Genomic DNA, 19,909 nt, shown 5'->3' with positions numbered 1-19,909 from the left:
TCGCTCTCCAGCAGAAGAGAGGGAGGCGGAACGCCGAAAGGCGCACCTTGGTAACGGCCGCGGCTTGATTCCCGGATCGCCGGAAATCAGAGGCACACGGCAACGCCTCTCGGCGTCCCGCCGCGGTGTAGTAGGCCTGGTCCGCGCTTCCGGGGACTTGGCTCACGGCGATTTCGCGCCGCTGCCTGTCCCCGTCCAGCCAGCTTCGGTGGCAGACCCCGATAGTGGGGCCGGACGGATACCCAAGCACTCCCGCGAACGAAGAGCCACGTTAGCCCCCGCCCTCAGGCACCGCATCCCGCCCCGCGCTACAAGCGTCCCGGCAACGCCCCTCGAACAGGGACGGGATGCCTAGGAAATTAGCTTAGTAGGAAGATATGTCAAGCGGGAGAAACATTAAATTTTTGCGGCGGTTTCGTGTCCCGGGCGCGGTGCAGCATTCTTCATGCCGCTCCGCAGAACCGGGACCGCACCAAACACAGAACCGTCATGGCCGGGCTTGACCCGGCCATCCACGGCGCGGTGAAAAATCCACCCGCGTCATTCCGGGGCGCGCCGTCTTCGGCGCGAGCCTGGAATCCATAACCCCCGTCGTGGTTATGGATTCCGGGCCTGCGCCTAAGCGGGCGCATCCCGGAATGACGCCTGATTTTGTGACGCAAGGCCCCGGGAGCTCATTTCTTCAAAACGATGTGGGTCGCTTTCTCCGTCGCCTCATGGGCGGCGACCCGGAAGCCCAGCGAAGGCAGGTCGATGCCGGCAAACATGGCTTCGCCTCTGCCGAGCACGACCGGCGAGATGGCAAAGTGCATCTCGTCGACCAGGCCCGCCCGGAGATATTGGCGCACCGTGCTGACGCCGCCGCCGATCTTGATATCCTTGGTCCCGGCGGCGGCCCTGGCCTGCGTCAGCGCCGGCTCGATCCCATCGGTGACGAAATGGAAGGTGGTGCCGCCTTCCATGACGACCGGCGCGCGGGGATAGTGCGTCAGGATGAAGGTCGGCGCGTGATAGGGCGGCGTGTCGCCCCACCAGCCTTTCCAGGCTTCGTCCGGCCACTGCCCGCGAACAGGGCCGAACATGTTGCGGCCGAGGATGAACGCGCCGAAACCGGTATTGCCGGAGGAAGCGTATTTCTCATCAACCCCTTCCGATCCGCCCTCCTTGCCGAGCATCGCCTGGAATGTCCGGGTCGGGAAAAACCACTCGAACAATTCCGGGCCGCGCTTGCCCAGCGGGTCGTTCAGGCTCTGCTCGGGTCCGGCCCCGAACCCATCGATCGAGAGGGAGAATCCTGCAACGCGCACCTTCGACATCTTGCCTCCATCCAATTGCAATATGCAACTGGTTGCGATTTGGCATATCCGATCCTACCTTGCAACCGACTTGGAGAGGTAAGCGAATTTGGACATCGAGCGGCGGTCGAGATGCCCGATCAACCTGACCATGGAGGTGCTGGGGGACCGCTGGAGCCTGGTCGTCCTCCGCGACATCATGTTCGGCAACCGCCGGCATTTTCGCGAACTGCTCAACCGCTCCGAGGAAGGCATCGCCTCCAACATACTGGCCGCGCGCCTGAAGCGTCTGGTCGCGCTCGGCTTGGTCACCCGGCTGGACGATCCCACCCACAGCCAGAAGGCGATCTACAGCCTGACCGAACCGGCGATCCAGCTCGTGCCGATGATCGCCGCGATCGGCGCCTGGGGCCGGCGGCATCTGCCCGTCAGCCAGGATTTGAGCATTCGCGCCGAACTGCTCGAGAAGGGCGGAGTGGTGATGTGGGAGGAGTTCATGGAGGATCTGAGGGGGATTCACATTGCCGACCCGATCGGTGGGGCGAATGGGAGTGTTACGTCGGCGGTGTTGATAAGGCTTACCAAGGCGTTTCTCGATGTGCGCGCGAAAATGGAGCTCAACGGGTGAGATTGGTGCGCGCGTGGCTGACATCGTCCGCATCATTAAGACGGACGCCTGTAACAATTTGGCTGCGCCATCTCCTAAGGAACGAGAGCCAATACTGGCCTCGCCGGTGTCGAACAGCCGACACCACAAAACATGGAGAGATCAAATGTTGGATACCCCGGAAGTCAATCGCGACCAGGCCGAGACCGCTGCCGCTCCGAACTGGGCTTTAGACGCCCCGCGGGGAGGTAAAACGGTCATGAACCGCATTTTAAAGGAAAATGCGACTGTCCCGCTGTTTTTTGCTCAAACGCTGATCGCGTCCCTACGGGACGTCGGCTACAACAATACAACTTCGGCTCTATGCGAGCACGTCGACAACGCGATCGAAGCTGGTGCAAACGAGATTCGCATCTACTTCCGCCAGCGAGGCATGAGGGGTAGTTACGAGATCGACGCTGCCGTGTATGACAACGGCCAAGGCATGTCCCCGAACGTCCTCAAGATGGCAACCGCGTTCGGCGGCTCCATGCGTTACGGCAATCGTGAGGGCATCGGCCGCTTTGGCATGGGGATGAAAACGGCAGCCCTGAGCATGAGCCCTATGATGGAGCTCTACTCCTGGCAGGAGAAGGGTGCCTTCTACAAGATGACACTAGACGTTGATGATATTGGTAAGGATCGAGCCAACTCGGTTGAGTTGCCTGATCCAATTTTTTCGACGGACCTTCCTTCGGAAGTTGCCGGTCTTTTCACAGAGACCATGGTGTTTCCCGACAAAAATGAGCAAGATTTCCTCGCATCGCCTGGCGACGATTTGAACGAAGTTTTGGGTGCGTCGGGGACGATCGTTTTTTTGCCAAATTGCGATCGGCTTAGTTATGCAAAAGCTCAGACTTTAGTGGATCACGCCGTCAAGGAGATGGGTAGGGTTTACCGGCGATTGTTGGGTAACGGTGTTGCCTTGTACGTCAACAATCGGAAGGTTGAAATCTTTGATCCTACCTATTGGATGCCGAACGCCCGCCATACGCGAATTCCAGACTTGTCGGCAACGCAAAGCCGCTTAATCGATACTAAGGAGGTCGACGTTCCGGTGTCGGAAGCGTCGAAGGAAACGGCAAAAGTCACCGTGAAATTGTACGCCCTGCCATTTGAGACCTGGCTTAGCTTGCCCCGGAAGATCCAAAAGAACGACTTGCGAGTCTTCGACGGCATGACCGTTTCAATCGTCAGGAACGATCGTGAGGTCTATGCGGGCCCGATGCGGGAGATCGTGCCCAAGCACAGCGTGGCAAACTGGTATCGGGTGCAAATTGATTTTCCTGGCGTTCTCGACGAAGCTTTTGGCGTGGCTGCCAATAAACAGGGTGTCCGGCTCAAAGGGTATGTTGTCGAAGCGATAAATAAAAAAATTCGCGACGACGTGTCTGCAATCGCCGAAGAAATCAAGCGATTCCAGAGCAAGCAAGCCGCTGCAAAGTTGGAAGCCGGGCGTAGCGAGGCCGAAAGCAAGGCCAGCGACGCCGACGGTTTTCAAATGAAGCCGCTCAACGTCGAGTCCTTATCGCCGGAGGAGGAAAAGCAACGCGATGATAATTTGCGAGGTCTTTCTCTCACTCTCAAGCGCGACGGGGAAACCGATGAACAGGCATTTGAGCGGGTAAAATCGTCCAAATACTTGATCACGTTCAAGTATGACGAATACTGGCCATTCTATCACGTCGAAAACCGCTTTGGTCGCGTGATCATGACGATCAACACCGCGCACCCCTTTTTCAGCAAGCTCTACGAGCCGCTGAAAAAAGCCAATCTGGTTTCCGCTGCGGAAGAACCAGGAGAGGCCGGAGAGCCTCCGACCACTGCGGAGGGCGTCGATGGACTTGTGGTCGCCCTGGACCTGCTTCTGCTTTCCCTTGCGAGGACCCAAAGCGTGTTGTCCCACAATAATGAAGACGCGCGTAAATTGCTCGATGGGTTCAGGAAGGAATGGTCCGACGCGTATCGCGTCCAAATGACCGACTGATCTAGTGTGCAGCGCCGAACAACTCGGCGCTGCATTTTCACTTTGCATTTCGCGAAAATTCTATATGATAAGTAGCAATCGGGACGTCTAAGCGAGCCCGGAGTGACCTTTGACCAGCACAGCGTCTCGGCCAAAGGTACCCCGGATAAGCTCGCTTGAACGGACCGATTGTCGTCTCCCCGTAGGCCAACAGCGGCCTGCACAAAACAAGGAAAGATAACAATGGCGGACCTTCCGCACCCATGGGCTATTTATGCCCGCCTCCAAAACAGTCTGAGCAATAATAATCAGGTAGGTGACCGTAGTTGGGGCACCGAGGCCGCGATGAACTTCGTCCTAACGTCCGCATCTGATGCTCTTTCCGAGCATGACGTGGAAAAGATTGTCGCCACCGGCAGACGGCGCGAACGCCATCGTATCGCCCGCCGCGAACCGTTGATCGAGGATTTCCCGACAGTCCATCCCGAAGCCGCCTTGATGGCTCGGAGCGAGCTGGCAGCGATCCGCCGCAAAGTCGGGGTCGGCAACTGGGACCTGTTGGCCGCAGTCGGTGCTGGGTCAAGCTACAACGAAATCTCAGCGGCAATGGCGGTTCCGCAGGGTCTCGCCAGAGTTAAAATTATGCGGTTGCGCACTCAACTTGCTCAGGCTGCCTAACCCTGTTTGAGGGTCGGTCAATGGCCGGTCCTTTTCTTGGGCAATTTACATTGCTCAGGATGCTCGAAGCCGTAACGTTTTGGAGGAACCATGAAGCTGCCCGAAGTTGCCACGCGAATGCGCAAGATCGGCGAACTGATACAAACCAACCATCCTGTAGAGTCCAATGAACTGTTCGAACTGGCTAGTGAGATCAAGCGCCGATCGGGAGCCCGTGCTCCGGCAGCAAGCACGAAAGTGACGCCAGAGCTTTACGAAGAGATCAGGGAGTTCGCGGAGGCGAATCCGACCATGCCTCATCAGGACATCGCGGTTGTGTTCAATGTGAACCATGGCCGTGTCAGCGAGGCCATTAACGGCAAGCGTGTCTGATAATTGGAATTCTATCGCGCGGACACAGCTGCCCGCAGGATTCGCTTACAGACCAACATGGTAACCACTTCTTACCACCACCCCATTTTCCCTTTCCTCACCGCATTCATTTCCCATTACTCAACCAAACTTAAACGCTTTCCGCCGAAACTGGCCCGGCCCCTAAAAGGCGTGCGATGTCGCGCGCCGGTGCGTAAGGCCTGTTTCCATGGATGATCCGCTGCGGGAGTTTGACGGAGACCAACGAGAGTCTCGACACCGTCGATAACCTGCTGGGTGCGGTTCGAGCAAGATCCGAACAACGCGAAAATCCTGGATAATATTTTCGCCTGGTTCACACCATCAAGGAAACGCGCGGCTCTCGGGCTGCCGCGACTCGAGGCGCTGGCGCATGCCCCGCGGAGCCATTGAGGCCGAAGGCCGCATTTTACAGCAGGGCCGCGAACGCATCGTAGCCGCAGCCACCGCCAAATGAATAACGGCCCGCCTGCCGGCGGGCCGCCATCCCTGTCGATTAGCGCATTCCGCCCGCATAGAGCTGACGCTCTTTGCGTACCTCATCGGCGCCATACGGCTTGCTTGCCGGATCGAACGTCTTCCAGCCTGACTTCTGCCAGGCCGCGCTGCGGTCCCTCAGGTTGACGGCGGACCTGTCGAGCACGGCGTCGAGCCGGGCACGATCGGCATCCGGCACGCGCGCCGAGACCAGGGTGCCGCCGCGGCGGACGCCCTCGGCATAGACGTGCGCGTCTTCCTTGGAGATGCCGGCCTCCGTCAGCGCGCCGACGATACCGCCTGTTGCTGCGCCGGCCGCGGCGCCTACCGCGGTTGCCGCCAGCCAGCCCGCGGCCACCACCGGTCCCAGTCCGGGAATGGCGAGCAATCCGAGACCGGCCAGCAGACCGGCAGTGCCGCCGATCCCGGCGCCGATGCCGGCGCCTTTGCCGGCGCTTTCGGCGCGATCGTCGACGCCGTCAGCGTCGCGATCCACTTTTTTGTCGGTGCTGTACCAGTTGTCCGAATTGTTGGCGACGATGCTGATATCGGAATGCGGAATGCCCGCGGCTTCAAGCCCACGCACAGCCTGCTGGGCATCGGCGTAGGTATCGTACAAACGAGAAATGGTAACGGTCATGTCGGCATCCTTACTTGGGGTTCACGTTGCCTTGAAAATCGACGCTGACGGCCGTGGCCGAACCACCCTTGGTGGCCTTGCCGCGCCACACGCCATTGTCGTCTTTCTTCAGGTCGGTGACTTTTGTGTACCCGGCCTCTTCGATTTTCGATTTGGCCTGGCCTTCCGTAAAACTGTTGCGGCCGGCGACCGGTGCATTCGAATTATTCTGCCCGGGGCTATTCACGGCGTTGTTGTTCGGCCCGGACTTGGCGGGCTGGTTCTGTGCCGATGCGGCGGTCGCCACCATCAGGCCAGCACATATGAGAAGAAGTGAGCGTTTCATGGGTTCCTCCGAAAGGTTTCTGGAACGTTCGTAACCCCCCGGCAAACAATAGGTTCCGAAGTCCGTGCCGATGAGAGATTCAGTTGCGTCATGGCGGGCTTTGCCCCTACGCACACATCCTTGTCGTCATTGCCGGGCTTGACCCGGCAATCCATCCTCCTGGAAAAGCTTCTTCGAAGAATGATGGATACGCGGGTCAAGCCCGCGTATGACGGCGCGTGTCTCACCATTCGTCTTGGGCGGTCCTGCGGAGGTAAGCGAGGCCGGAACATACCAGTCCTTCCACATCGCTTGGGCTGTTCTCCCACTTCCGTTGCAGATGACGCTCCAGCAGGCATCGACGGCTGTCGGCGGCATCGACGTCGCGGTGAGTCGCAAGGTAGTCGGCCCAGGTCCTGGCAACGACTGTTGTTAGCGAAGCTTCATCGGCCATGCTCGAGCGTCCAGACAGTGGATCGCGATTACAACACGGGGAGGGCGCGAAAGTTTCCTGTTTTTCCCGGTCCGGCCAGAGCGAATGCCAGCGACCGATCGACGCTGGTCCGGGAAAGGCGGCTGTCGGCAGGGCCGGAACGCCCGATCTCCGTTCATCAAGGTGAACGTCCAACAACCGGGAACTTTCGGCAACGCGGCCGGTTTTCTTGGCGTCTCAACCAAGGAGGAAGACACATGAAGAAGCTTTTGATTTCGGCTGCCGTTGCTGCGTTCGCTGTGACGTCGGCCTTTGCGCAGGCGACCGTCTCGGAATACTACGTGGTACGCGATGCGTCGACGAAGAAATGCACCATCGTCGACAAGAAGCCGACCACTACCACCACAACTGTAGTCGACAACGGTATATTCAAGACCAAGACCGAAGCCGAAACCGGCATGAAGACGATGAAGGTTTGCACGGAGAACTAGAATTGCAGCATCGAGAACACCCGCCGCAACGCGTCATTTGCGGCGGGTGTTTTTTGCCGAACACGCCGATCCCTGCTGTCAATCAAAAGGCCGGCCCGGGAACGACCGGCATAAGAGGTCAGGCGCCCAAAAAGTGGCAGCGCGGCAGTTAAATTTTGATGAGCGGGAAACTTATTTCCCCAGCCGTGCGTTCGCTTGTCATATATTTTGGAGAGCGGCCATGGCCTCGAGCGCGCGGGTTTTTTTCGCAGGGGTTGCAACCACGTTCGCCATTCTCGCCATTGGCTTCGGCGGCGGCGTCATCCTTGCCAAATCCGCGCTCCGTGATCCCGCGCAGACGCGCGCAGCTGTTGAGCCGCCTGCTCCCGCCAAGATAATCCTGGCCGCTGCGGCGCAGCCCGCCGTCCGGGCGCCCGAACCGACTGTGCCCGAGCGGACTGTGCCCGAGCCGAAATCCCAGGTCCAGCCGGCCCGTGAAAATCAGGCCGCTGCAGTGCCAACACAGGTCGAGAAGACAGACCCGAAGAAGGCTGAACGGGAATCGAGAGCCCAGCGGAAGCGAATCGCGGAACGCAAAGCGCGGAAGATTGCGGCTGAAAGGGCGCGTCGGATGGAGGCTCAGCAGCCGCAGCCAACGCCGGGCATATTGGCGTTCGGCGGCGATCAGTTCCGGCCCGGAGGCTTCTTCGGAAATTAGATCCGCTACTGGATGGCGCGGGGGCCTGCATGACAGCGGCTGATCCACATATAAAAGTTCAGATGGCCGCGGAACGTCGCGTCATGGCGCGGTTATTGCTGCAGTCGGAGGTGTTGTTATGATGCTGCATCGGATTTATCCCGCGATGCTGCTTTCGCTGTTGCCGCTTTGCGCAGTTGCCCAGCCGATAGCTTGGCAGACATACCTGATCGAGGAAACGGGGGCGAAAGTTGACGTCCCAGTTTCGATCTTTACCAAGCAGGCGGGCAAGCCTCCCGGCGGGCCCGGCCGCCAGTTTCTGACTTCCGACGGACGCGCCAATTTCACCGTTCAATCAATTCCCAACACGTCAGACGACTCACCCGCCCTGTTTCTGGCAAAGAAGAAGCCGCCTGCAGGGATTATCTATAAGAAAGTGACCTCCCGCTTTTTTGTAGCGTCGAGCGTCCTCAACGACAGGATATGGTACAACCGTTGCAATCGCTCTGCAGGTTACATGCAGTGCGTCCTTATAAATTATCCAGCAGCCGAAAAACGCCAATGGGACGGCGTCGTTACCCGCATCAGCAACTCACTTGCAAGCAAATAGATAATCTGCCCGCCGCCATGGCCACGTTAAGCGTATGCGCGACATTTCGTCATCAACATGAACAGGCGGAGAATTTGAGGGCGCTGCGTACGGACCGAATGGTTAACCAACCCTTACCGGCCGCCCCATTATCTCTTTGTTCAGCCCGTTCTTTTGCCTTTGCTCAACCAAACTTAAACGCTTTGCGACGAAACTGGCCGAATTCGTAAAAGGCGTGACGACGTCGCGCGCGGGTGGTTAAGGCCTGGTTCATGGATGATCTGCTGCGCGAGTTCCTGACGGAGACCAACGAATCTCTCGACACTGTCGACAACCAGTTGGTGCGTTTCGAGCAGGACCCGAACAACGCGAAAATCCTGGATAATATTTTTCGCCTTGTTCACACCATCAAGGGGACGTGCGGCTTTCTCGGCCTGCCGCGGCTGGAAGCGCTGGCGCATGCCGCCGAGACGCTGATGGGCAAGTTCCGCGATGGCATGCCGGTGACCGGCGAGGCCGTGACGCTGATCCTGAGCTCGATCGACCGCATCAAGGAAATTCTGTCGGGACTTGAATCGACGCAATCCGAGCCCGAGGGCGGCGATCATGACCTGATCGAGGCGCTGCATGCGATGGTCGAACGCGGCATGGCGGCGATGGCCGCGATGCCTGTCGAACCGCAGATCGCGGAGGGCACGCTGATCTATCAAGTGCTGGAGCGACCGCTGCGTCCCGGCGAAGTGTCGCTTGACGATCTTGAGCTCGCATTCCGCGAGACCGCGCCGGAAGTTGCGTCACCGCCCCTGCCCGCGAAGGAGGCCGCCGCTTCCAAGATCGCCGCGAAACCGGCGCCGAAGAAAGCCTTCGCCGAGCCGGATACCGCGGAGAGCGACCGCGTCGCCAACCAGTCGATCCGCGTCAATGTCGATACGCTCGAACATCTGATGACCATGGTGTCGGAGCTGGTGCTGACGCGCAATCAGCTGCTCGAGATCTCCAGGCGCCACGAGGACACCGAGTTCAAGGTGCCGCTGCAGCGGCTCTCCAACGTCACCGCCGAGTTGCAGGAAGGCGTCATGAAGACGCGGATGCAGCCGATCGGCAACGCCTGGCAGAAACTGCCGCGCATCGTGCGCGACCTCTCCGGCGAACTCGGCAAGCAGATCGAACTGGAAATGCACGGCGCCGACACTGAACTGGACCGCCAGGTGCTCGACCTGATCAAGGATCCGCTGACCCATATGGTGCGCAACTCGGCCGATCACGGGCTGGAGACGCCCGCGGAGCGCCTGGCTGCCGGCAAGCCGGAGCAGGGCACCATTCGTCTGTCCGCCTATCATGAAGGCGGCCACATCATCATCTGCATTGCCGACAACGGCCGCGGCCTCAACACCGAGCGCATCAAGGCCAAGGCGATCGCGGGCGGCCTCGTCACCGAGTCCGACCTCGAGAAAATGACGGAAGCGCAGATCCATAAATTCATCTTCGCGCCGGGCTTCTCCACCGCGGCGGCCGTGACCAGCGTGTCCGGGCGCGGCGTCGGCATGGACGTGGTCCGCACCAATATCGACCAGATCGGCGGCGCGATCGACGTCAAATCGGTGGCCGGCGAGGGCTCCAGCGTCACCATCAAGATTCCGCTGACGCTCGCCATCGTCTCCGCGCTGATCGTGGAAGCCGCCGGCGACCGTTTTGCCATTCCGCAACTGGCCGTGGTCGAACTGGTGCGGGCGCGCGCCAACTCCGAGCACCGCATCGAGCGCATCAAGGACACGCCGGTATTGCGGCTGCGCAACAAGCTGCTGCCGCTGATGCATCTGCAAAAGCTTCTGAAGATCGACGGCGGCAAAGCCGATGATCCGGAAAACGGCTTCATCGTGGTGACCCAGGTCGGCAGCCAGACCTTTGGCATCGTGGTCGACGGCGTGTTTCATACCGAGGAAATCGTCGTCAAGCCGATGTCCACAAAACTGCGCCATATCGAGATGTTTTCCGGCAATACCATCCTCGGCGACGGCGCCGTGATCATGATCATCGATCCCAACGGCATTGCCAAGGCATTGGGCACGTCAGGCGCGGCGCAGCTCGAGATCGCCGGCGAGAACGCGGCGATGCGGGCCGTCGCCGCCGAACAGCTGACCTCGCTGCTGGTGTTCCGCGCCGGCTCCGCAGAGCCCAAGGCGGTGCCGCTCGCGCTGATCACCCGGCTGGAAGAGATTGCGATTGCCAAGATCGAGAAGTCGAACGGCCGCCATATGGTGCAGTATCGCGACCAGCTGATGCCGCTGGTGCAGATGGACGGCGTCAGCATCGCCAGCGAAGGCGCGCAGCCGATCCTGGTATTCTCGGACGATGGCCGCTCCATGGGCCTCGTGGTCGACGAGATCATCGACATCGTCGAGGAGCGGCTGAACATCGAGGTCGCCAGCACCCATGACGGCATTTTGGGCTCCGCCGTGATCAAGGGGCAGGCGACCGAAGTGATCGATGTCGGGCATTTCCTCCCCATGGCGTTTGCCGACTGGTTCAGCCGCAAGGAAATGCGCCCCTCCGCGTCGGCGCAGTCGGTGCTGCTGGTCGACGATTCCGCGTTCTTCCGCAACATGCTGGCGCCGGTGCTCAAGGCGGCCGGCTACCGGGTGCGGGTCGCCAACAACGCGCAGGAGGGTCTGGTCGTGCTGCGCTCGGGCCTCAGGTTCGACGCCATCCTGACCGATATCGAAATGCCCGACATGAACGGTTTTGAATTCGCCGAAACCATCCGCGCCGATCAGCGCCTCAATGCGATGCCGATCATCGCGCTGTCCTCGATGATCTCTCCCGCCGCCATCGAACGCGGCCGGCAGGCCGGCTTCCATGACTATGTCGCAAAATTCGACCGGCCCGGCCTGATCGCCGCGCTGAAGGAACAAACCGCCGAGATGAACCAGGCGGCATGAAGGTCATGGCCATGAGCAGCGCGCCGCAAAGTTCCGAAGGCACCATCAGCGAATACGTCACCGCCATGATCGGCGGCCAGTTGTTCGGCCTGCCGATTTCGCGGGTGCAGGACGTGTTCATCCCCGAGCGCATGACGCGCGTGCCGTTGTCGTCCGGCGACGTCGCCGGCGTTCTCAATCTGCGCGGCCGCATCGTGACCGCGATCGACATGCGCTCCCGGCTCGGCCTGCCGCAAAATGAATCGGGCCGTCCGCCGATGGCGGTCGGGGTCGACCTGCGCGGCGAATCCTATGGCCTCTTGATCGACAGCGTTGGCGAAGTGTTAAAGCTTGCAGACGACAGTCGCGAGGTGAACCCGGTCAATCTCGACCCGCGGATGGCGAAAATGGCTGCGGGCATCCACCGGCTCGACGGACAGCTGATGGTGGTGCTCGACGTCGATCGCGTGCTCGAAATCGCAGCCGACATGCTGGCGGCGTGAGACCGGCAACAGGCGATGCAACAATGGAAACGTTCGTTCGGATTCGAAGAGAGAACAGAGGCTTAAAATGAAGACATGTCTGGTGGTCGATGACTCAAGCGTCATTCGAAAAGTCGCGCGGCGCATCCTGGAAGGGCTCGATTTCCAGATCGCCGAAGCCGAGGACGGCGAAAAAGCACTGGAAGTCTGCAAGCGCGGGCTGCCCGACGCCATCCTGCTCGACTGGAACATGCCGGTGATGGACGGCTATGAATTCCTCCGCAACCTGCGCCGCATGCCCGGCGGCGATGCGCCCAAGGTGGTGTTCTGCACCACCGAGAACGACGTCGCCCACATTGCGCGCGCGCTACATGCCGGCGCCAACGAATACATCATGAAGCCGTTCGACAAGGACATCGTCACGGCCAAATTTCATGAAGTCGGTCTGATCTAGGCATGGTTTTAGGTCGAATCGCCGCGACGTTCACTTCACCTCTCCCCTCCGGGGAGAGGTGACAGCGATCCCGTCTTGGTAGTGTTGCTTTGCGTCTGGTGAGTAATGAGTGTTGCGCTGGCAAATTCCCCGACCCGCGATTCGGCGCGGCATCAACCGCTGCGGGTCATGGTGGTCGACGATTCCGTCGTGATCCGCGGCCTGATCGGCCGCTGGATCGAGGCCGAGCCGGACATGGTGGTCGCAGCCTCGCTGCGCACCGGCCTTGACGCCGTCAACCAGGTTGAACGCGTCAATCCCGACGTCGCCGTGCTGGATATCGAAATGCCGGATCTGGACGGCATTGCCGCGTTGCCGCAGCTCTTGGCGAAGAAGCGCGACCTCGTCATCATCATGGCCTCGACGCTGACCCGCCGCAACGCCGAGATCAGTTTCAAAGCGTTGTCATTAGGTGCCTCCGATTACATCCCAAAGCCCGAAAGTACGCGCGAGCCGGCCGCCGCCGAAATCTTTCGGCACGATCTGATCCAGAAGATCCGTCACCTCGGCGCAAAAGTTCGACGGCCGATGCCGGTTGCAAGTCCGCCGCTGGCGCCGACGCTTGGGCGCGCGCCTGTGCCGGGAACGCGTCCGGCGCTGGCGCCGGTCGCGCATCCGCAGCTGCTGCGCCGCGCCTTCAGCACATACCCGCCGCGCGCGCTGCTGATCGGCGCCTCGACCGGCGGCCCGCAGGCCTTGATGGCGTTGGTCGGTGAGATCGGTCCGGTGATCGACCGCTTTCCGGTGCTGATCACCCAGCACATGCCGCCGACCTTCACCACGATTCTCGCCGAGCATCTCGCCCGCGCCAGCCATCGGCCGGCACATGAAGGGGTCGACGGCGAACTCATAAAGCCGGGCAGAATTTATCTGGCGCCGGGCGGCCGCCATATGCGCGTGGTGCGCCAGGGCGCACATGCGGCGATCGCACTCGACGACGGACCGCCGGTCAATTTCTGCAAGCCCGCGGTCGATCCGTTGTTTGCCTCCGCCATCGATGTCTGGCAGGGCGGCATCCTGGCGGTGGTGCTGACCGGCATGGGCTCGGACGGCATGCGCGGCGGCAAGGAGATCGTCGCCGCCGGCGGCAGCGTCATCGCGCAGGACGAAGCCAGCAGCGTGGTGTGGGGAATGCCGGGGGCGGCGGCGCATGCCGGAATTTGCGCGGCCGTTCTGCCGCTCGGTCAGATCGCACCGAAATTGATCCAGTTGTTTGCGGGGGTGCGTTCGTGACGCCGTTGGAATACGAGTATCTGCGCAAGCTGCTGCGGGAGCGTTCCGGCCTCGATCTGTCCGCCGACAAGCAATATCTGGTGGAGAGCCGGCTGATCCCGCTGGCGCGCAAGGCTGGCTTGCTGGGCATCGGCGAACTCGTGCAGAAAATCAAGGGCGGCTCCGACGCGCTCACCGTCGATGTCATCGAGGCGATGACCACCAACGAGACGTTCTTTTTCCGCGACAAGATTCCGTTCGACCATCTGCGCCAGACGGTCATTCCGGAACTGATGCAGGCGCGCGCCGGCCGCCGTGCCTTGCGCATCTGGTGCGCGGCGTCCTCGACCGGGCAGGAGCCGTATTCGATCGCGATGCTGCTGAAGGAGTTTTCCGCGCAGCTTTCGGGATGGCGGGTCGAAATCGTCGCCACCGATCTTTCGCTCGGCGTGCTCGAAAAAGCCCGCGCCGGCATCTTCAGCCAGTTCGAAGTGCAGCGCGGCTTGCCGATCCAGTTGCTGGTCAAGCATTTCCGCCAGGTCGGGGAGCTGTGGCAGCTCAATGCCGACATCCGCGCCATGGTCCAGCACCGGCAACTCAATCTGATGCAGGAGTTTTCCCACCTCGGCACGTTTGACGTGATCTTCTGCCGCAACGTGCTGATCTATTTCGACCAGGACACCAAGATCGGCGTGTTCAACCGCCTGGCGAGGTCACTGGAGCCCGACGGCGTGCTTGCATTGGGCGCCGCCGAATCCGTTGTCGGCACCACCGACGCGTTCAAGCCCTATCCGGAACGGCGCGGGCTGTATTGGCCCAACCCGGCGCGGGGGACGCGTCCTGCGGGCGCAGCGCTGAAGGTGGTCGCGGCGGCGGGGTGAATCTTGTAGGGTGGGCAAAGGCGCCCTTGCGCCGTGCCCACCATCTTTATTTGCTGGTTCGCGATAAATGGCGGGCACGCCCACGGACGCCCATTCGCGCCTCCGTTCGCTTTGCCCACCCTACGATCCTATCCCAATTCTTCCAAGGCAGGATGGGATTGCCTTCAATCGGCTTTTGGAGTGCATCATTATCCCACGCATTCATGACGCTCCGAACCGTACAGTGAACCAACGGTCGCCCAATGGTTTTGGCGCGATGCCCATACTCATGTCTTTTTGATAAAAGCGATCGGCTGCTGCCGAGGGTCCTTCCGCTTGTGCCAAGCTAACGGGAGTCCACAAGAAAAACACGACGAAGAAAGCACACGCAAAGTTCATCATGGCGCCGCATACTGGCGCCAAAAGGCGGCGGCGCCTCATTCGATCACTTCGTCGGCGCGGGTGAGGATCGCTGGCGCGATGTCAATGCCGAGCAGTTTCGCGGTCTTGAGATTGACTACCAGCTCGAATTTGGTGGGCTGCACAACTGGAAGTTCAGAAGGCTTTTCGCCCTTGAGGATCCGCCCGACATAGACGCCTGCTTGCCGCCACGTGTCCGCCAGGTCGGGACCGTAGCTGAAAAGACCGCCAGCGATGGCGTCCACGCGACCGTTGCAGATTGCAGGAATTCCGTAACGGTAAGCCATTGTGATGTGCAGTCCTCGGCCGCTCAGGCCAAACAACGGATCGGTGCTAGGGAAGAATGCCCCCACCTTCAACCGGCTCATCGTTGCGAACGCCTCGTCGAACTCGCTCTCGCTAACGGCATTGATAATATGAAGGGTTAAGCCGAAGGCCTGAGCGGCTGCTTTTGCTTCGCCAATCTGGCCTTCCGCGAGAGTCCCTTTCGGGTTCACGAGCAGCGCGACATCGGAGACGTGGGGAAGAATCTCGCGCAGCAGTTCCATCCGTTTTGCCGTGAGCGCCGTTCCGATGAAGGTTGCGCCCGTAACATTCCCTCCGGGCCGGTTAAAGCTTGCAACAAGACCGTCGCTAACTGGATCACCGCCATAGGCAAAGACGATAGGTATGGTTGGCGTAGCCGCCTTCGCAGAACGCGCCGGGACCGGCGATCCGGTTGCGAAAATAACCGACACCTGTCTCTTCACAAGTTCAGCCGCCAGCGCCGGCAACCGGTCGAATTGGTTCTCCGCAGAGCGATAGGTGACTGTCAGGTTGCGGCCTTCCACGTAGCCGCTCGCCGCGAGACCCGCACGAAATGGCTTCATTGCCCAATCGGCCAATTCACCCGAGCTGAGCAGTCCCAGAGCCGGTTGCTGCTGGGCCTGTAGCAGAGCTGGCCAAGCCGTCCACAGGGTGACCAGTGCGATGAATTCGCGCCGCTTCATTACCGAGCTTTCCGGGATTGGATGTTCTAGATGTAAGCGTAGGCCCTTTTATGCGAATGTCTTAACAGAATGTCCGCTTCGGATCAAAAGCGGCGAGCTGCTTGTCAGGGTTCAGCGACCAGCGCGCAGCGGGCGCAGTTCGCCCTTTTCGATTTTTGCAGTGGTCCCTTTTAGGATCGGTCAGCCGTCCAACCCGGATGGCAGGCGGGTGCTTGGCCGTGAAAATGCTTGCAGAGTATTTGGACCATGCCCTCGAATTTGAGCGCATGGCAGCGGCTCTACGCGCTGCCGCCCTCTTACAGGTGGCGAACATGTGCGCGAAGTGTTCCGAAATACATTTCAAGATTGCGCATTACAGGCAGATGGCAACACGCATCGCCGACCGGCTTACCTTGGACGGGATCGCCGGATTGATGATGGAATTGGCCAACGCCAAGGCCGCCCGGCATCCCGCGGAAAAGAAGTAAAAACGCTGCCGCAACCGGCTTCATTCCGGCTTGGTGAGGTTGCACCTGATGCCGAACTTTGCGGCTCTGCTATGCAGGTTGAACTGGAACGAAACGGCAGTTAGGTGTCTGGTCTGTGTTCATGTAGGAGACCGTCATGGACAGCGCAGAGCGAGGCCGAGCTCAATTGGCAGAATGCCGTACGTTGTTGCCCTTGGCCAAGAGCGCGGCCGAAGCCACCGTCCTGAAAAATCTCGCCCGAAGCTGGAAGATGATTGCTAATCAAACAGCCCTATATGATGAGATCATCGCAGCGCGAAAGGTAAGAAGGCCTTGATACTCTCGTTTGTTCGCCTCCGAACAGACAAGAGCGCTGCACAGCATATTCTCTGGCGATGGGAACAGACCAAAACTGGACCGAGTTTCTTAGGTGCGGCCATTGCGGCAAGACCGGCGTTGCCGAGCTTTCGGCAGGGACCGGTCCTTATGACGATCAAGCCGACTTCGTACCGCCCGGCTTCAAGGTGGTCCCTCTAAAGTACGGAATCGGGTTCCTTTGTGTCGGCTGCAATATTCCGGTCAAGCCATAGCGCCACTCCTCAGTAGACTTGGCCGGCAACTCCACCGCGCCGTCGTCCGTGAGCCCGTCTTGACCACCCGCTTCTCCCTGGGCAGATAGGACAGGTTGGCCCGCATCCGCCGCGGCCATAATACCGGTCCGTGCGCCTTACATCGTCCCTCAGCTTGAGGAAAAATACCGCGCCGGGATTCTGGAACGGGCCGAGCAAGCTTGAACTTGAGTTCTAGCCAGCCTTGCGGTGGGTCTCGTAATAGCGCCGCAAAATCGTATTGATGCGGGTCTGATAGCCTTTACCCTGTGACTTGAACCAACCGAGCACATCGTTATCGAGCTTCAGACCTACAGGCACCTTCTGAGGGTGAATAACCTCAGCCCTGGCCCATTCCTCATCAGACATAGGACGGCCGTCGCGATCGCTCGCGGCAATCGCCTCAGTCTGAGCAGAAGTCTGACGATCAAGACGCTTCCAATCGGTCTTGCCCTTGAGAGGCACCAGACTGCCGTCTGCTTTCTTTTGGTAGGGTTTGCCGTCGACCAGGACGGCGCGTACTTTTGCTTTAGCCATAACGCCGTTGCTCCCGTTTATTTGCCTTCCGTGCCGAAATGATCCAGGTGATCTTGCCGCGTTCGGTGAAGGTGACGTGGAAGACCCGGCCATCAACTCTGGCAAGCATGTTGTAGCGCGCTTCGCCGTAGTCCCTACGTGCGTCGTTCACCACTTTCCTTCCGGGGTCGGCAAAACCCGCCACCACGTCGGCGAAATCAATAACGCGCTCGGCGATGTTCTTCGCGCATTAAGCCGGGTCCAGTCGAACTCCATGTTCTATTGTGGGACTAGTCTAGATATTTATCAAGTCTTTTGTCTAGATAAATTTTCGCACTCACGTGCTGTCTATAAATCGCGGCGGCGGGGTGAGTCCGTGCCCCGGACGCAGCGCAGCGCGCCGCTCTTCGCGGCGTGGTGCGCTGCAGAGCCGGGGCCCCGGTTCGGTCGCTGCCCGCGTTATCGGAGATAACCGGGGTCCCGGTTCTGCGAAGCAGCGCTTCGCAAGAGCTACGCGCTGCATCGCGCCCGGGACACGGGCGTCTACAAAATCGCGTGCGGCAGAAACCTGGACGTGTTGCCCGTGATCGGGTTCTCGTCCTCGCGGATCGACAAGCCGCATGGCACATGGCCCACCAGCCAGCTTCCCAGCACCGGATAGGACCCGGCAAAATTCGGCAACGGTGCGAACGCCTGACGGATAAAACCTTCCGACCCGTAGGGACCTTGCTGCTCCACAAGCGTGGCGCCGGCGCTGACCAGCGTCACATTGGCGCCTTCGCGCGAATACAGCGGCTTGCGGACGTAGGACGCGCCGAGCCTTGCCGCATCAGGGTCATCCTCGAACCAGGCCGGCAGCAGGTTGGGATGATTTGGAAACATCTCCCAGAGCAGCGGAAGAATGCCCTTGTTGGAGAGGATGGCCTTCCATGGCGGCTCGACCCAGCGCGTCGGCGCATCGATCAATTTTGCGCCGAACGCGTCGTGGAACATCCACTCCCAGGGATAGAGCTTGAATGCGAGGTCGATCGCGCGATCTTCCAGATCGACGAAGCTGCCGTCGTCGCGCAGCCCGAGGTCCTCGATATCGATCAGGGTCGTTTGCAGGCCCGCCTGGCGCGCGGTGTCCTCGAGATAAGCCAGCGTGCCGGCGTCTTCCGGGTTTTCGGTCATTCCCGTCAGATGCAGGTGGCGCCCCGCGCCGACCTTCTTCCATGCCTCGATCAGGCGCTCGTGGATGGAATTGAACTGGTCGGCGCGCTTCGGAATGATATGCCGCTCGATCGCCTGCTCGAGCCATGTCCATTGAAACACCGCGGCTTCGAAGATCGAGGTCGGCGTATCCGCGTTGTATTCCAGCAATTTCGCAGGGCCCCGGCCGTCGAAACTGAGGTCGATGCGGCCGTACAGGCTGGGGTCGTCGCGATGCCAGCTCTCGGAGATCAGCGGCCAGAAGCTTTGCGGAATCTTCAGCCGCGTAAGAGTGCGTTCGTCATCAACGGCGGATCGAACGAGTTCGAGGCACATGGTGTCGATTTCGCCGGTAGGCGCTTCGATTCCGCGTTCGATCTCCTCCAGTGTGAATGCGTAATAGGCCCGCTCGTCCCAATAGCGTTCGCCATCGATGGTGTGAAAATCGAATCCGTCAGCTTCCGCCGTCGCCTGCCAGTCATCGCGTTCCAGACAAGCGTTTTTCTGCATGGTCGTCCCAGAGCATGATGGTTTTAAGTCGAAACGCCGCGACGCTCGGCTCACCTCTCCCCGCAGGGGAGAGAGCCTGCCCCCGACTTGATCGGGGGTCGTCGCGCATCGTTAGATGCGCGGCGGGTGAGGGGACTTTCTGCGAGTCCCAATTGCGTGGACAGACCCCTCACCCGAAGCCTGCGCGGAGTTTATCATCGGGCGGCGCTTCGCGCCGACCCGTTGGCTCCGGCTTCGACCTCTCCCCTTCGGGGAGAGGTGAAGAAGCCGCCTATCGCGATGGGCTGCCGGAAAGATGCGGCCTGATCATCTCCACGATTTTCTCCGCCGGGGTGCCGGGCGGAAAGAAGCCGAGATACTTGCCGTCGCGGTCCATCAGGTAGATGAACGCCGAATGATCGACCGTGTAGTCGCCCTTGTCGAAATCGACGCGCTTGTAATAGACCCGGTAGGCGTCCGCGGCATTCCGGACCGCCTCGGCGCTGCCGGTCAGCCCGAGCAGGCGCGGATGAAACATCGCCACATAGTCCGCAAGATGTTCCCGCGTGTCGCGTTCGGGATCGACGGTGACGAACAGCGGCTGCACGTCGCCCGCGTCGGCGCCTAGTTGTTCCATGGCGAGACCAATGGCCTGCAGGTCGGTCGGGCAGATGTCGGGGCAATAGGTGAAGCCGAAATA

Annotated in this window: 22 protein-coding genes and 1 pseudogene; 15 read left to right on the top strand and 8 right to left on the bottom strand. The window is 60.4% G+C overall.

Annotated elements, in window-relative coordinates; genetic code table 11:
* Positions 1-674 precede the first annotated feature (674 nt).
* Positions 675-1,316 carry a dihydrofolate reductase family protein gene (locus VGP39_RS14460; protein WP_327568785.1) on the bottom strand — a complete coding sequence of 214 codons (642 nt, stop codon included), beginning with the start codon at positions 1,314-1,316 and terminating at the stop codon, positions 675-677.
* A gap of 88 nt (positions 1,317-1,404) precedes the next feature.
* On the opposite strand from VGP39_RS14460, the gene VGP39_RS14455 reads away from it, so the two are divergent.
* The 5 genes and pseudogenes from VGP39_RS14455 to VGP39_RS28170 all read left to right on the top strand — a co-directional run.
* The gene (locus VGP39_RS14455) at positions 1,405-1,923 is read left to right on the top strand and encodes a helix-turn-helix domain-containing protein (RefSeq protein WP_327568784.1); all 519 of its coding nucleotides are present in this window, start codon (positions 1,405-1,407) and stop codon (positions 1,921-1,923) included.
* Positions 1,924-2,068: 145 nt separating this feature from the next.
* A complete protein-coding gene (locus VGP39_RS14450; protein ID WP_327568783.1) occupies positions 2,069-3,928 on the top strand; it encodes an ATP-binding protein in 1,860 nt (619 codons plus the stop codon).
* A 222-nt stretch (positions 3,929-4,150) separates the two neighbouring features.
* The gene (locus VGP39_RS14445) at positions 4,151-4,585 is read left to right on the top strand and encodes a hypothetical protein (protein WP_327568782.1); all 435 of its coding nucleotides are present in this window, start codon (positions 4,151-4,153) and stop codon (positions 4,583-4,585) included.
* A gap of 90 nt (positions 4,586-4,675) precedes the next feature.
* A complete protein-coding gene (locus VGP39_RS14440) occupies positions 4,676-4,957 on the top strand; it encodes a hypothetical protein (RefSeq protein WP_327568781.1) in 282 nt (93 codons plus the stop codon).
* A gap of 208 nt (positions 4,958-5,165) precedes the next feature.
* A pseudogene (locus tag VGP39_RS28170) lies at positions 5,166-5,353 on the top strand (Hpt domain-containing protein); the annotation flags it as partial.
* Positions 5,354-5,471: 118 nt separating this feature from the next.
* Here the strand turns inward: VGP39_RS28170 and VGP39_RS14435 are convergent.
* Both VGP39_RS14435 and VGP39_RS14430 read right to left on the bottom strand, forming a co-directional pair.
* Positions 5,472-6,092, bottom strand: a complete 621-nt coding sequence (locus tag VGP39_RS14435) for a general stress protein (RefSeq protein ID WP_327568780.1) — start codon at positions 6,090-6,092, stop codon at positions 5,472-5,474.
* 10 nt (positions 6,093-6,102) lie between these two features.
* A complete protein-coding gene (locus VGP39_RS14430) occupies positions 6,103-6,417 on the bottom strand; it encodes a hypothetical protein (protein WP_327568779.1) in 315 nt (104 codons plus the stop codon).
* A gap of 669 nt (positions 6,418-7,086) precedes the next feature.
* On the opposite strand from VGP39_RS14430, the gene VGP39_RS14425 reads away from it, so the two are divergent.
* From VGP39_RS14425 to VGP39_RS14390, 8 genes are all read left to right on the top strand, one after another.
* Positions 7,087-7,320 (top strand): hypothetical protein, encoded by a 234-nt coding sequence (locus VGP39_RS14425; RefSeq protein WP_327568778.1) that lies wholly within the window; start codon positions 7,087-7,089, stop codon positions 7,318-7,320.
* Positions 7,321-7,540: 220 nt separating this feature from the next.
* A complete protein-coding gene (locus tag VGP39_RS14420) occupies positions 7,541-8,017 on the top strand; it encodes a hypothetical protein (protein WP_327568777.1) in 477 nt (158 codons plus the stop codon).
* A gap of 118 nt (positions 8,018-8,135) precedes the next feature.
* Entirely contained in the window at positions 8,136-8,606 is a 471-nt protein-coding gene (locus VGP39_RS14415; protein WP_327568776.1) for a hypothetical protein, read from the top strand.
* Positions 8,607-8,857: 251 nt separating this feature from the next.
* Positions 8,858-11,524 (top strand): hybrid sensor histidine kinase/response regulator, encoded by a 2,667-nt coding sequence (locus VGP39_RS14410; protein ID WP_327568775.1) that lies wholly within the window; start codon positions 8,858-8,860, stop codon positions 11,522-11,524.
* A gap of 11 nt (positions 11,525-11,535) precedes the next feature.
* Positions 11,536-12,006 (top strand): chemotaxis protein CheW, encoded by a 471-nt coding sequence (locus tag VGP39_RS14405; RefSeq protein WP_327568807.1) that lies wholly within the window; start codon positions 11,536-11,538, stop codon positions 12,004-12,006.
* 67 nt (positions 12,007-12,073) lie between these two features.
* Positions 12,074-12,439 carry a response regulator gene (locus VGP39_RS14400; RefSeq protein ID WP_327568774.1) on the top strand — a complete coding sequence of 122 codons (366 nt, stop codon included), beginning with the start codon at positions 12,074-12,076 and terminating at the stop codon, positions 12,437-12,439.
* 105 nt (positions 12,440-12,544) lie between these two features.
* The gene (locus tag VGP39_RS14395) at positions 12,545-13,711 is read left to right on the top strand and encodes a chemotaxis response regulator protein-glutamate methylesterase (RefSeq protein ID WP_327568773.1); all 1,167 of its coding nucleotides are present in this window, start codon (positions 12,545-12,547) and stop codon (positions 13,709-13,711) included.
* The gene (locus VGP39_RS14390; RefSeq protein ID WP_327568772.1) at positions 13,708-14,571 is read left to right on the top strand and encodes a protein-glutamate O-methyltransferase CheR; all 864 of its coding nucleotides are present in this window, start codon (positions 13,708-13,710) and stop codon (positions 14,569-14,571) included. The genes VGP39_RS14395 and VGP39_RS14390 overlap by 4 nt, the downstream gene beginning before the upstream one ends.
* 416 nt (positions 14,572-14,987) lie before the next feature.
* On the opposite strand, the gene VGP39_RS14385 is transcribed toward VGP39_RS14390, so the two are convergent.
* Entirely contained in the window at positions 14,988-15,959 is a 972-nt protein-coding gene (locus tag VGP39_RS14385) for an ABC transporter substrate-binding protein (RefSeq protein WP_327568771.1), read from the bottom strand.
* Between the two features lie 212 nt (positions 15,960-16,171).
* Between VGP39_RS14385 and VGP39_RS14380 the strand changes: the two genes are divergently transcribed.
* Both VGP39_RS14380 and VGP39_RS14375 read left to right on the top strand, forming a co-directional pair.
* Entirely contained in the window at positions 16,172-16,426 is a 255-nt protein-coding gene (locus tag VGP39_RS14380; protein ID WP_327568770.1) for a hypothetical protein, read from the top strand.
* Positions 16,427-16,562: 136 nt separating this feature from the next.
* Positions 16,563-16,742, top strand: a complete 180-nt coding sequence (locus VGP39_RS14375; protein ID WP_327568769.1) for a hypothetical protein — start codon at positions 16,563-16,565, stop codon at positions 16,740-16,742.
* A gap of 466 nt (positions 16,743-17,208) precedes the next feature.
* On the opposite strand, the gene VGP39_RS14370 is transcribed toward VGP39_RS14375, so the two are convergent.
* The 4 genes from VGP39_RS14370 to VGP39_RS14355 form a co-directional block, all read right to left on the bottom strand.
* Positions 17,209-17,550 carry a BrnA antitoxin family protein gene (locus tag VGP39_RS14370; RefSeq protein WP_327568768.1) on the bottom strand — a complete coding sequence of 114 codons (342 nt, stop codon included), beginning with the start codon at positions 17,548-17,550 and terminating at the stop codon, positions 17,209-17,211.
* A complete protein-coding gene (locus VGP39_RS14365; RefSeq protein WP_327568806.1) occupies positions 17,543-17,767 on the bottom strand; it encodes a BrnT family toxin in 225 nt (74 codons plus the stop codon). Before VGP39_RS14365 ends, VGP39_RS14370 begins: the two co-directional genes overlap by 8 nt.
* A 305-nt stretch (positions 17,768-18,072) precedes the next feature.
* Entirely contained in the window at positions 18,073-19,230 is a 1,158-nt protein-coding gene (locus VGP39_RS14360) for a glutathionylspermidine synthase family protein (protein WP_327568767.1), read from the bottom strand.
* A gap of 271 nt (positions 19,231-19,501) precedes the next feature.
* Positions 19,502-19,909 (bottom strand): SCO family protein (locus VGP39_RS14355; RefSeq protein ID WP_327568766.1); only part of this gene is annotated, 408 nt, incomplete at its 5' end.

This window comes from Bradyrhizobium sp. (genome assembly GCF_036009065.1).
GTDB lineage: Bacteria > Pseudomonadota > Alphaproteobacteria > Rhizobiales > Xanthobacteraceae > Bradyrhizobium.
Note: the sequence above shows the minus strand (reverse complement) of the source record. Positions and strands in the feature narration are given on the sequence as shown.

Coding starts and splice junctions, on each gene's coding strand:
- VGP39_RS14460 (WP_327568785.1), bottom strand. CDS start 1,316: ATGTCGAAGGTGCGCGTTGCAGGATTCTCCCTCTCGATCGATGGGTTC.
- VGP39_RS14450 (WP_327568783.1), top strand. CDS start 2,069: ATGTTGGATACCCCGGAAGTCAATCGCGACCAGGCCGAGACCGCTGCC.
- VGP39_RS14445 (WP_327568782.1), top strand. CDS start 4,151: ATGGCGGACCTTCCGCACCCATGGGCTATTTATGCCCGCCTCCAAAAC.
- VGP39_RS14440 (WP_327568781.1), top strand. CDS start 4,676: ATGAAGCTGCCCGAAGTTGCCACGCGAATGCGCAAGATCGGCGAACTG.
- VGP39_RS14435 (WP_327568780.1), bottom strand. CDS start 6,092: ATGACCGTTACCATTTCTCGTTTGTACGATACCTACGCCGATGCCCAG.
- VGP39_RS14430 (WP_327568779.1), bottom strand. CDS start 6,417: ATGAAACGCTCACTTCTTCTCATATGTGCTGGCCTGATGGTGGCGACC.
- VGP39_RS14425 (WP_327568778.1), top strand. CDS start 7,087: ATGAAGAAGCTTTTGATTTCGGCTGCCGTTGCTGCGTTCGCTGTGACG.
- VGP39_RS14420 (WP_327568777.1), top strand. CDS start 7,541: ATGGCCTCGAGCGCGCGGGTTTTTTTCGCAGGGGTTGCAACCACGTTC.
- VGP39_RS14415 (WP_327568776.1), top strand. CDS start 8,136: ATGATGCTGCATCGGATTTATCCCGCGATGCTGCTTTCGCTGTTGCCG.
- VGP39_RS14410 (WP_327568775.1), top strand. CDS start 8,858: ATGGATGATCTGCTGCGCGAGTTCCTGACGGAGACCAACGAATCTCTC.
- VGP39_RS14405 (WP_327568807.1), top strand. CDS start 11,536: ATGAGCAGCGCGCCGCAAAGTTCCGAAGGCACCATCAGCGAATACGTC.
- VGP39_RS14400 (WP_327568774.1), top strand. CDS start 12,074: ATGAAGACATGTCTGGTGGTCGATGACTCAAGCGTCATTCGAAAAGTC.
- VGP39_RS14395 (WP_327568773.1), top strand. CDS start 12,545: ATGAGTGTTGCGCTGGCAAATTCCCCGACCCGCGATTCGGCGCGGCAT.
- VGP39_RS14385 (WP_327568771.1), bottom strand. CDS start 15,959: ATGAAGCGGCGCGAATTCATCGCACTGGTCACCCTGTGGACGGCTTGG.
- VGP39_RS14375 (WP_327568769.1), top strand. CDS start 16,563: ATGGACAGCGCAGAGCGAGGCCGAGCTCAATTGGCAGAATGCCGTACG.
- VGP39_RS14370 (WP_327568768.1), bottom strand. CDS start 17,550: ATGGCTAAAGCAAAAGTACGCGCCGTCCTGGTCGACGGCAAACCCTAC.
- VGP39_RS14360 (WP_327568767.1), bottom strand. CDS start 19,230: ATGCAGAAAAACGCTTGTCTGGAACGCGATGACTGGCAGGCGACGGCG.